Source organism: Clavibacter lycopersici (assembly GCF_003576405.1).
Lineage (GTDB): Bacteria > Actinomycetota > Actinomycetes > Actinomycetales > Microbacteriaceae > Clavibacter > Clavibacter lycopersici.
This window is the reverse complement of the sequence record NZ_QWGT01000417.1, coordinates 1-1,136: the sequence shown is the minus strand read 5'-3', so window position 1 is coordinate 1,136 and position 1,136 is coordinate 1. Positions and strand designations below refer to the sequence as shown.

1 protein-coding gene and 1 pseudogene are annotated in these 1,136 nt (G+C 76.9%); one reads left to right on the top strand and one right to left on the bottom strand.

Annotation, left to right across the window (positions count from 1 at the left end; all coding sequences use genetic code 11):
• Positions 1 to 24: 24 nt before the first annotated feature.
• Positions 25 to 741, bottom strand: a complete 717-nt coding sequence (locus DZG00_RS15625) for a DedA family protein (RefSeq protein ID WP_119382039.1) — start codon at positions 739 to 741, stop codon at positions 25 to 27.
• 124 nt (positions 742 to 865) lie between these two features.
• Here DZG00_RS15625 and DZG00_RS15620 point away from each other — a divergent pair.
• Positions 866 to 1,136: pseudogene (locus DZG00_RS15620) on the top strand (hypothetical protein); the annotation flags it as partial.

Sequence of the window (1,136 nt, the reverse complement as noted above, 5' to 3'; positions counted from 1 at the left end):
GCGTCACCCGCGCGGCCGCCATGGTCAGCGGTCGCGCGCGCCCCTGCCCCGCTGGGCGCGGCGGCGCACGGCGCGCCCGACGAGCAGGAGCAGCAGGATCCCGAGCACGGCGTACACGGCGTAGTCGAGGTAGTGCGCGTACCGGTCGATGAGCTCGTACTGGCTGCCGAGCGCCGCGCCCAGCCCGATGAGGGCTCCGTTCCAGAGGCCGCTGCCGGCGATCGTGTAGAAGCTGAACGTGCCGAGGGGCATGCCCGCCGCTCCCGCGGGCAGCGAGATGAGGCTGCGGACGCCGGGCACGAGACGACCGAAGAACACCGCAGAGCGGCCGTGGCGGTGGAACCAGGCGGCGGCGACCTCGAAGTCGTGGCGCTCCACCAGCGGGAGCCTGGCGAGCACGCGGATGGTCCGCTCCTCCCCCGCCTTCCGGCCGAGCCAGTAGAGCAGCAGCGCGCCGAGGTACGCGCCGAGCGTGCTGGCGACGATCACCAGCACCAGGTCCATGCGCCCCGTGGCGGCGACGAAGCCGGCGAGCGGCAGCACCACCTCGCTCGGGATCGGCGGGAACACGGTCTCGAGGAAGGTCATGGCGCCGACGCCGACCTCGCCGAGCGCCTCGATCACGCGGGCAGCCGCGCCGACGAGCCCGTCGAGGCCCTGGAGCGGGTCCTCCGCCGTCTGCGCGGGGCGGGCACCGGCGAGCGTGGTCGGCAGGAGGGGCGGCGGCAGGAGGACGTTCACCCGATCACGGTACCGGGCGGCTCCCGGGAGCCCCGTCGCGGCGACGCCAGGCGGATCCCCCGCTTCCGGGCGACGCCCCGCGCGATCCGCGCGCCCCCGCCCGGGGGTCGCGTAGCGTGGACGGGTGCCGTCCCCGATCCGCCTCCCCCGGTCCCTCCGCGCCCCCGTCTCCCTCCTCGCCGCCGTCGGCCTCGTCGTCGGCCTCGGCGCCTGCACCGGCGAGGACGAGGCGCCCGAGGTGCTCCGCCCGGTGACCGCCGCGCCGGACGCGCCGCTCACCGTCGTGGGCGAGGCGGACGACGCCAGCGCGTCGGTCGCCATGAGCGCGAGCCTCTTCCGCTCGGCGCCCGTCGCCGTCCTGGCGCCCGCGGGCGACCTCGCCGCGCAGGAGCTGG